Here is a 9,523-nt window from a genome sequence, read left to right on the forward strand (position 1 = left end):
AAATAAAGGACTAGGCAATGGCAGGTGGTGTAATGTAAGTAAGAAGGATCATCTGGATTACCAGAGATCCCACCAAGTAAAAAGACTTGCAATCTTCCTTGGTTGGTCATTGGTAATAAGCGTACCGATCGGTACTCTAGCTTAACTTGAGATCACAACTAGTCATTAGGCTAATTACAGGAGGATGAGGACAAGTGACTCTACAAGAAGAGATCGTCTTTACTCTCGTACTGTATCTTGTGGCTCATGTCCTGATAGTATATACGCCTATAGCGTGGTTAGGATGGATTGCAGCGTTATTTGCAGTTCTCCTTACTATCAGGATTGTGTCTCGGATATTGTATGGGACGCCGGCCTAAAGGAAAGGTCACAACCAACCCTTTTTTACGAAGTCCCGCATGCAACACCTACCTCAAATCTATCCTAAGTCCCGTTTTAGCAACAGAACCCAGCACAGCAGACTATTAATATTATAAACCCTAACCCACGGGTAAGTCCGGTCGTTTCCGGACGGAGAGAGGTGGAACAATAATGGTGTCACGACGCAGATACCGGTTTAGTCCGTTCTGGACTGACTTTGATGAAATGATGGCCGACATGGAAGATCGGTTTTTATCCATGCTATCGGATACGCACCGCCTGCTGCCGGCCCGCATATCCGGGGAACGGACGGCGCTTCCCACTCTTCCGGCGTTTCAGGGCGACCTGCGACTCGACGTACGCGAGCATGATGACGAAGTGATCGTGGTGGTCGACCTGCCCGGTGTCGAAAAAGAAGATGTAAGTGTTCGGCTCATGTCGCCCGGTCTTCTCCTTATCTCCTGTGAACGCAAAGCCGAGACGGAAGAAAAGGAGGAAGGATACTACATGCGCGAACGTTCCTACGGATCCATGAGCCGCTCGGTTCCGCTTCCTGCGGACGTGACGGAGGAGGGAACCACGGCGAGCTTTAAAAACGGCGTCCTTGAAGTGCACTTAAAAAAGCTCCCCGCCGGTGAAGGCAGGGACATCGCCATCGAATAACGAATATACCAGAATATCACTCATTTTCTTTGAAAATGGCAATAAATCGCTTTTTTGGAAGGGCGATCCCTTCAAGTGCATGCAGTGTCAATACTCCTGTAATGGATAAAAAGAAGGTCAGGGATTACATGACCTACGACGTGATCACCGTCAACGTCAAGAGTACGGCAAAAGACGTAATGGAAACAATCAGAAAAACCCAGCACGACGGTTTTCCCGTTGTCGAAGGCAATGCCGTCGTCGGCTATATATCGGCGCGGGACCTCCTTTTTACACATCCCACAGAGCCCATCGGGCGAATCATGTCACGCCACCTTATTGTTGCTGACCCCGGCATGAGCATCAATGATGCCGCCCGCGTCATCTTCCGATCCGGCATCCATAAACTGCCGGTCGTGAACGAGAAAAACGAGCTTCTCGGCATTATTTCAAACGCGGACGTCATTCGATCGCAGATCGAGCACGTTTCCCCTGACAAAGTCTATAAATTCATGGAAACACTCAAAAAACTGCATAATATCGAGCCACGGCTGAAGCGGGGCTGCGTTGCAATCAAAGAGCTCCTCCCCACACAGGCAAAGATCTATGAGGACGAACTCGAAGGAAGAATGTATGAAATACAGAAGGGGCTCGCAGAGCCTCTCATAGTAGTGAAACGCCCCGGAAGGTTCATTCTCGTGGACGGCCACCACCGAACCGTTGCGGCGAAACGGCTCGGATTCAAGATGCTCGATGCCTACATCATTGAGATCGACGAGGATATCGAACTCGGTATGGAAAAAACCGCCCGGGCGCTCAACCTCCAGACACTCGACGACATCAAGGTACTCGATTACGCCCGCCATCCCCTCGTGGCCCTGACCCACCGTCTCGTGCGCAACGGATAAGAGATCAGGAGCCCGAGTGATCGGATTCGTACGCCGGATTGAGAATATGCTCTTTTACAATCCCGCCCTCATCGGTGACCGCCTCGGGCCATATCCGTGTTCCCGAATGAATGATGGATCGTGCTTTCAGGGTCGCCCGCGGACCGATGACCGTATCGTTCTCCACGCTGCAGCCATTTCCGATATACGCATCATTATCGATGATGCTGCCCGAAATTGTCGAGCCGATTCCGACATGCACGCCATTATAGACGGATGAGGAGAAAATCTTTGCATCGTGGCGGATTACGCAGTGATCACCGATGCTTGTATAGGGGCCGATAAGCACGTTCTCCTCGATAATGGTCCCCTCTCCGATTGACACAGGGCCGATAACCCTCGAATTCCGGCCGATCGTGATCGAACTGCCCAGCTGGACCGGCCCTGCGATGTGTGCCCCTTTCACCGTGAAATCACCGCTGATGCTCGTGTACGAAAGTTCCTGCAGCTTCCACCGCTCCGCCTGTCGCAGAAAACGCGGGCTTCCGACATCCGTCCAGTGACCGCGGGCAAGCCAGCCCTTGAGGGAATGCCCTCCATCGAGCAACAGGGGAAAAAGATCCTGCGCAAAGTCGAACTGCGTCTGCGGGGGGATGAAATCGAACATGCCGGGATCACATACATACATCCCGGTACTTGCCAGATTACTGAATATTTCACCGGGAGCGGGCTTCTCCTTGAATCGTTTTATCTGGTAATCGACATCAATCTCGGCAATCCCGTATTCGGAGGGGTCGTCGATGCTTACAAGGCCTATCGAAACCATCGCGCCGCGCTGTATATGATCGCGGTAGAATGCCAGCAGATCGATATTCGTGATGTGATCGCCGCCCACGACAAGGAAGGGCTGCCCGTCGAGATACTGCTGGGCGTTTTTCACGCTGCCGGCGGTGCCGAGTTTGATCGCCTCGTGCACGTAGGTGATGTCCACACCGAAGAGCGACCCGTCACCGAGTGCTTCGCGGATCGCGTCCCCTTTGTACCCGAGGGTGAGGATCACGTCATTGAACCCCAGGTTCGATAAATGGCAGACGAGATGCTGGAGCGATGGCCTGTTCACAATCGGAATGCAGGGCTTGGGACGTTCAAAAGTAAGTGGCCGCAGGCGGGTACCCTCCCCCCCGCACATGATGCAGACTTTCATGGATACAATGTGGATTGTAATCTGGTTTTAGTGTTTTGTGGGCACCGATTCAACCGAACCATACAAATATGGCAGGCACCCCCAAGACTATAGATTATGGCCGAATTTGTGTGTACGTTATGCGGGAAGTGCTGCATGGGCATGGGGAAGTACGTCAAGATAAAGGGCTCGATGGGACCACACAAGTACATCTGCGTGCACGAGCTGACAAATGAAACCGTCTACGCCAACGTGGAGAAACCCTACCGCGACGACTTCGATCCGGACGAGCGGGACACACCGGACGAATGGTGCCCCTTCCTCAGCGAAGGTGAAGAGGAGGGGACGTTTGTCTGCGTCATCCATGGAACACGCCCCAAATTCTGCAGGGACTTTGTCTGCGCCGGCATGCGCATCTACACGCAGGACGGCGTGGAAGCGGGCAAGGTATCGGAGAAGGGAAGTCTGGTCTCCTCGGATGAACACCTCAATGCGCTCTGGAAAGAGCAGATCAACCCCATCATCACCGGCAGCGATGAAGTATGGAAAGAGAAGGCCGTCGAGGTGCTCGAACCGGAAGGCTACCGTATCGAGGTCTATGACTGAAGCAGGGGCGAAGGAACTGCCCGTGGAAGAAGGGACAGTGCAGTGCACCCCTGCAAGCCGTGAAGAAGTGATGAAGTGCAGGTTTTGCGCCCATTCCTCTCATTTCATGGTGAGGGAGCGCCGGGAGGGATCCCCTCCACGCGCCCGGGAAAGAGGTCTTTTTACGCAACCGTGCAGAGGGAATACCGTGACCTGTTCGCCGAACGCGATACAACAGGTGAGGAGGAAGGGTGGTGCCCGTTCCTCGCACGCTCCGGCGACGATAAGACACTCGTATGCATCATCTATCCCGACAGCACCCGCTTCTGCCGGTCGTTTCGCTGCTGTGTGCTGCGAATCACGGACAGGAAGGGAGCATACGTCGGTTCGGTCAAAGGGCGGCGCGACCTTGTCACCTCTGATCGGGACCTGCACGGCGTCTGGGAGCGGGTTATTGCCCCGAAACCCGGACACAGCGAAAAGGAATGGCACGAGATAGTCAGAAAGGAGCTTGACAGGGAAGGATACAACGTGATCGTGTATGACTGAGGGCGCCCGGCGGAACCTCAACGTTTCCGACGGTACAGTCCAGTGTACCGAAAATAAACGTGAAACGGTTGAGCACTGCAGGTTCTGTGTCCATTCAACCGCATTTTACATCGGAACTGCCCGCATCGATTCCCCTGCACGCGCATACTGCACACGGGATCGCACAACGACGGACGTTGATCTGAAAAGGGTAACCGGAGTGGAATGCGACGATCAGCGGAGCGAAGGGTATCGGAGCATCATGAATATCATCAGCTGAAATACCGTCACACTTTCCAGAACTCCCACCAGCGTCTGTTCTGGAACGGGATACCTCCCGCCTCCCGAAGAAGATCATCTTCGAGAATATGATGCATCAGGTGGAGCTCATTCTGCATATCCTGCAGGACTGCTTTGAGATCCTCGACATCCCGCTTCATGAGAGAGAACTCCTCAAATGAGCGTTTCGGCTCATTTTTCAGTTTTCCCCCTTCCTGCATATGGGTAATACCCGCCTCAATCAGATCCAGAATCGCCTTTTCCCGCTTTATCGAGTTTGTCTTAGCGTACGTGTCGATCATATCGATCACGTCGGAATCAACAGTGAATGATAACCGCATCGCCATTATTAATTTCCTCCGCTCCAGTCATGTATCGGGCTGTGTGGCCGTAAAAAAGGATGCAAGGTATTCCATATCAACATATGCATCATAATGTGCCGCGAGGGCGTCGTAGGGCTGCAGGGCCGTGCCATCTGTCTGCGTGGAAAAATGTCCGGGGTCCCCGCCGACACCCTCAAACGGCAGTCCTCTTCGCGCATGAAGATAGCCCAGAAGCGCGTCCGCGGCACTCCTGTTGAGAAAGAGACCGTGGAGGTAGGTTCCGAAGACCAGCCCGTCATCCGATACGGCCCCGCCCTGCTCAAATGCTTTCATCATGGAATCCGCACACGTCTCCCCCATATGGATTTCGTACCCCGTTATCTCCCCGATTTCCGAGAGGATAGGAGGAACCGGCATCCCGCGTGTCGTAATCTGCACCGTTGTTTTCCTGTAGGCGTCAAACGTCGTCACAACATCGAGCAGCCCAAGCCCCCTGTACACACCACTCCCCGACTCAATTCCGGAATCGTGAATTTCCGTTCCGAGCATCTGGTACCCGCCGCATATTCCGATCACCGGTACGCCACGCTTCCGGGCAGAGATGATGTCACGGTCCGATCCCGAAGCGAAGATCGCTTCCAGATCATCGATGGTGTTCTTGGTTCCGGGGATAATGATACAATCAAAGTCCGCAAGCGAGGATCCGGGGACTACATACTCGACTGAGGCATGACGCTCGAGCAATTCGAAATCGGTAAAATTAGAAATTCGCGGCAGGCGAATGACCGCAATCCTGACATCCCGGAAATTCTGTTTTTTATCACCCAGAGAAAGTGAGTCCTCGCTCGGAAGCGGGATATCTGTATACGGCACAACACCGAGGACGGGAAGACCGGTCCGCTCCTCGATATTCCGGACACCACCATCAAAAAGAGCGGGATCGCCCCGGAATTTATTCACGATAAAACCGATCACAAGCGACCGCACATCGTCAGGCAGGAGATTGTACGTACCGATAAGCTGGGCAAATATACCGCCCCTTTCGATGTCTCCGACAAGAACGATTGGCAGCTTTAGTTCCCGTGCGAGAAGAATGTTCGCGATATCGCGGTCATAGAGGTTCAGTTCGGCGGCACCGCCCGCACCCTCCACGACAATATTTCCGTACCTGCTTTCAAGGCGCCGGAACGCCCCGAGCACCTCGGCAAGCAGCGTCCGCGTTTCCGTATAATACTCATTGATCTGTACATCACGGTAGGGCTTTCCGAGGAGCACCACCTGGGATGTCCGGTCGCCTTTGGGCTTCAGGAGGACGGGATTCATATCGGCACCCGGCTCGGTGCGTGCAGCAAAGGCCTGCATTGCCTGTGCGATGCCGATTTCACTCCCGTCCGGCGTCACGTAGGAGTTCAGGCTCATATTCTGGGACTTGAACGGTGCGACGGAAATCGAATGGTTCGCAAGCCATCGGCAGATCGCAGCCACCGTCACGCTTTTTCCGACATGTGATGCCGTGCCCAGAACAATCAGTGACATCTCTCCTTAGATGTATGCATGATCTTTAAATAAAGGGCAATGATACAGTCGTGTGCATGCAATTCAGCCCCCAGGCCCTGATGCTGCTCCAGGACAGGTATCTGCTCCCCGGAGAAAAACCCCACCAGCTTTTCACCCGTGTTGCCGGGGCTCTCCGGTCTGATACACTCAGCCGCGATTTTACCTACGTCATGGAAGAACTGCTCTTTCTGCCGAACTCTCCCACGCTGATGAATGCGGGAACAAAATCGGGACAGCTCTCGGCATGCTTCGTGCTCCCCATTCAGGATTCCATCGGGAGCATATTTGAGACGCTGGGGCACATGGCCCTCATACACCAGAGCGGCGGTGGAACGGGATTTTCCTTCTCCCGCATCCGACCTGCGGGAGATATCGTGGACGGTGCCTGCGGTGTCGCAAGCGGTCCGGTGTCATTCATCCGTGTCTTTGATGCGGCAACGGCTGCCGTCCGGCAGGGAGGGAAACGGAGGGGAGCGAACATGGGGGTGCTGGCAAGTTCCCATCCCGACATCATGGAATTTATCAACTGCAAACGGAGGGAGGGTCTTGATAACTTTAACATCTCGGTGGGCTATGATACTGAATTTTTCCGGTGTCTCTCATCCGACAAACCCTACGCACTGATAAATCCCCGCGACGGACAGGTGCATGATGAGATCGCTGCCGCAACGCTCTGGGATGCTGTTGCTGATGCGGCATGGGCGTGCGGCGATCCCGGAATTCTCTTTCTTGATGAGATCAACCGGAAAAACACACTTCCGCGGTATGATTCCTTTGAGGCGACGAATCCCTGCGGCGAGCAGCCGCTCTTTTCCTACGAAAGCTGCAACCTCGGGAGTGTGAACCTTGCAGGATGCGTGCGGAAGGGTGACATCGACATGGATCTTCTGCGGTACATTGTCCGGACGGGTGTTTCGTTCCTCGACTCGGTCATCGATGTCAACCGGTTTCCGCTCCCGGAGATCCGGGAACGCACGCTTGAGACAAGAAAAATCGGGCTGGGCGTTATGGGACTTGCCGATATGTTTATCGGGCTTGACATGCCCTACGAGTCCGCAGAAGCGCTTGTACTCGCAGAACAGCTCATGACGTTCATAGAAGAAGAATCACGGGCAATGTCCGCGGAACTGGGCGAGTGGAAGGGATCGTTTCCCGCAATCGACCGGAGCATCTTTACCGGGGATATGCGCAATGCAACGGTCACCACCGTGGCGCCGACCGGGTCCCTCCACCTGATTGCAGGAACCAGCAGCGGCATAGAGCCGCTCTTTTCTCTCGCGTATGAACGTGAAATCGCGGATCACACTGTTGCGTTCATGCATCCGGCCGTCGAAAAGGCAATCGGTTCGGACCGCGCATCACTTCCCTCCGACCTGCTCAGTAAGGTACGCCGGACAGGAAGCCTGCAACACCTCCCCCTTTCGGAGCATACGAAGGATCTCCTGAAAACCGCTCCCGAGATCGATCCTGCCCACCATGTACGGATGCAGGCGGCGATACAGCGGCATACGGATAATGCAGTCTCAAAAACCATTAACCTCCCCGAATCGGCCACCGTTGCAGATGTGAAAAAAGTATTCGGTCTTGCCCGGGCTCTTGCATGCAAGGGAATCACCATCTACCGGTATAACAGCAAAAGCTCGCAGGCGCTCCGCCAGGGATGTGATATATGCAGTATTAGCCGCTGATCATGCCAACAAATATATAACGTAAACTTGAAGATAGATGGTAATGAATGGAGGGATTTGTCCGAAGTGTGGACTACCAAAAGAACTCTGTATATGCGAGGAAGTTGCAAAGGAACAGCAGAGGGTCAATGTAAAGATCAATAGAAGGCGATACGGAAAAGAAGTAACCGTCATCGAGGGCCTTGATCCCTATGAGATTGACCTGGAAGAACTCCAGAAATTTCTGAAAGGAAAACTCGCGTGCGGCGGAACCGTCAAAGGAAGTTCCATCGAATTGCAGGGAAACCATCGGGAGCGGGTCAAGAAACTTCTTTCGGAAAAGGGGTATAAACTGGATAATATCAACTGAACGCGACGGTTTGCTCGTCCGTGGCGGCAGGAGACCTCTTTTTTATCATTAGGGAATCTTCCGGAGAGCGCAGGCTCCGGGAACGTGTGATACCCTGCCGGTTTCCCGCAGGAATAAAAAATTGAGGAGGAAGGATTCCTCACCGGGCAGGATTTATATGAAAAAGCGGAATCCCACCCAGGCAACGACCAGCATGATGACGGAATATTTCAGGCCCGCAGTAGCGTTCCCTTCACCCATCTGGCCGGCAACAAGCCCCGAAAAGAACCCCTGAATCATTGCGGCATGTGAAAAGAGCCGCGTGTAAAAGAACATGTCAATGCTTGCCCCGAATGCACCGGCTCCGGCAGTTCCGGTGGCGGCAACCGCAGCACCAGCCTCCGCCATCGTCTTGAGAAATGTACCTGTCATGACGGCAATGACGAAAACAAACACAAAGAATGAGACGATGACAATGATCACGTAAATCAGCATGTTATTGCGCCGCTCGGTATCCAGCGTTACGAATTCGTAACTGTCCACAGCTGCGGCACGCAGCACTTCGCTGACATCCCCGCCTGCCTTGCTCGCCTTGGCAATAAGATCGACACTCCTCTCGGCAAGCGGCGTGGCGAGCCGGGTGCCAAAGCGGTAGATTGCCTCCACAAACGGTACGTTCCAGGACATCTCCGCATCAAGACGTCTGATGTACGGAGTGAGGTTTCCGTATTCACCCTCCGCAACAACGTGGATCGCATTCGGCAGCGTCATGCCGCTTTCGTTCATCCCTGCGACGTCCCGGAAGAAATTCGGGAGCGATTCTTCAAGATTTCTCTGCCTGCGGGCCCACCTGAATTCAAGGATCGCAAGCGGCACAGTTGCGATAAGCACGGAAATGATCAGAATGTCGTCGATGAGTGTCGAGTTAAACAGAATCGCGATTCCGTACTGGGTCACGAGTGCAAAGAACCCGACGATAAGGACGACGAACGCAAGCGGCAGCGAAGCGATGAGGATATTCAGCGGACTTTCCGTCAGGACTTCAATGGGGTGCGTTTTAAGGCGGTTCACCCCGATACGGTGTTTTCGCTGATAATCAATTTTATCGGTGATATGCTTTTCATCTCGTTCGAATTCGTTAAGCTGGATTTCCGATATGTCCT

11 protein-coding genes are annotated in these 9,523 nt (G+C 53.7%); 7 read left to right on the forward strand and 4 right to left on the reverse strand.

The genetic code is table 11. The annotated features are described in order from the left end of the window. Positions 1 to 531: 531 nt before the first annotated feature. Positions 532 to 1,023: a hypothetical protein gene (locus tag APR53_00830; GenBank protein KQC03603.1), complete on the forward strand. Its 492-nt coding sequence runs from the start codon at positions 532 to 534 to the stop codon at positions 1,021 to 1,023. 101 nt (positions 1,024 to 1,124) lie between these two features. Beyond that, on the forward strand, positions 1,125 to 1,910 hold the full coding sequence (locus tag APR53_00835; protein ID KQC03604.1) for a hypothetical protein: 786 nt from the start codon (positions 1,125 to 1,127) through the stop codon (positions 1,908 to 1,910). A 4-nt stretch (positions 1,911 to 1,914) separates the two neighbouring features. On the opposite strand, the gene APR53_00840 is transcribed toward APR53_00835, so the two are convergent. Continuing rightward, entirely contained in the window at positions 1,915 to 3,093 is a 1,179-nt protein-coding gene (locus APR53_00840; protein ID KQC03605.1) for a mannose-1-phosphate guanyltransferase, read from the reverse strand. Between the two features lie 135 nt (positions 3,094 to 3,228). On the opposite strand from APR53_00840, the gene APR53_00845 reads away from it, so the two are divergent. From APR53_00845 to APR53_00855, 3 genes are all read left to right on the forward strand, one after another. Beyond that, on the forward strand, positions 3,229 to 3,678 hold the full coding sequence (locus APR53_00845; GenBank protein KQC03606.1) for a hypothetical protein: 450 nt from the start codon (positions 3,229 to 3,231) through the stop codon (positions 3,676 to 3,678). A 171-nt stretch (positions 3,679 to 3,849) separates the two neighbouring features. Continuing rightward, entirely contained in the window at positions 3,850 to 4,206 is a 357-nt protein-coding gene (locus APR53_00850; protein KQC03607.1) for a hypothetical protein, read from the forward strand. Next, positions 4,199 to 4,465 (forward strand): hypothetical protein, encoded by a 267-nt coding sequence (locus tag APR53_00855; GenBank protein ID KQC03608.1) that lies wholly within the window; start codon positions 4,199 to 4,201, stop codon positions 4,463 to 4,465. The genes APR53_00850 and APR53_00855 overlap by 8 nt, the downstream gene beginning before the upstream one ends. A gap of 7 nt (positions 4,466 to 4,472) precedes the next feature. On the opposite strand, the gene APR53_00860 is transcribed toward APR53_00855, so the two are convergent. Beyond that, positions 4,473 to 4,811: a type II secretion system protein E gene (locus APR53_00860; protein ID KQC03609.1), complete on the reverse strand. Its 339-nt coding sequence runs from the start codon at positions 4,809 to 4,811 to the stop codon at positions 4,473 to 4,475. A 21-nt stretch (positions 4,812 to 4,832) separates the two neighbouring features. Beyond that, complete coding sequence (locus tag APR53_00865) at positions 4,833 to 6,323, reverse strand: cobalamin biosynthesis protein CobQ (protein ID KQC03610.1); 1,491 nt, start codon at positions 6,321 to 6,323, stop codon at positions 4,833 to 4,835. Positions 6,324 to 6,379: 56 nt separating this feature from the next. Between APR53_00865 and APR53_00870 the strand changes: the two genes are divergently transcribed. Then, positions 6,380 to 8,032: a ribonucleoside-diphosphate reductase gene (locus APR53_00870; GenBank protein KQC03611.1), complete on the forward strand. Its 1,653-nt coding sequence runs from the start codon at positions 6,380 to 6,382 to the stop codon at positions 8,030 to 8,032. Positions 8,033 to 8,075: 43 nt separating this feature from the next. Continuing rightward, positions 8,076 to 8,381 carry a translation initiation factor Sui1 gene (locus tag APR53_00875; protein ID KQC03612.1) on the forward strand — a complete coding sequence of 102 codons (306 nt, stop codon included), beginning with the start codon at positions 8,076 to 8,078 and terminating at the stop codon, positions 8,379 to 8,381. A gap of 153 nt (positions 8,382 to 8,534) precedes the next feature. Here APR53_00875 and APR53_00880 read toward each other — a convergent pair whose 3' ends face one another. Continuing rightward, a complete protein-coding gene (locus tag APR53_00880; GenBank protein ID KQC03613.1) occupies positions 8,535 to 9,518 on the reverse strand; it encodes a secretion system protein in 984 nt (327 codons plus the stop codon). Positions 9,519 to 9,523: the final 5 nt, after the last annotated feature.

The organism is Methanoculleus sp. SDB (genome assembly GCA_001412355.1).
Classification (GTDB): domain Archaea; phylum Halobacteriota; class Methanomicrobia; order Methanomicrobiales; family Methanomicrobiaceae; genus LKUD01.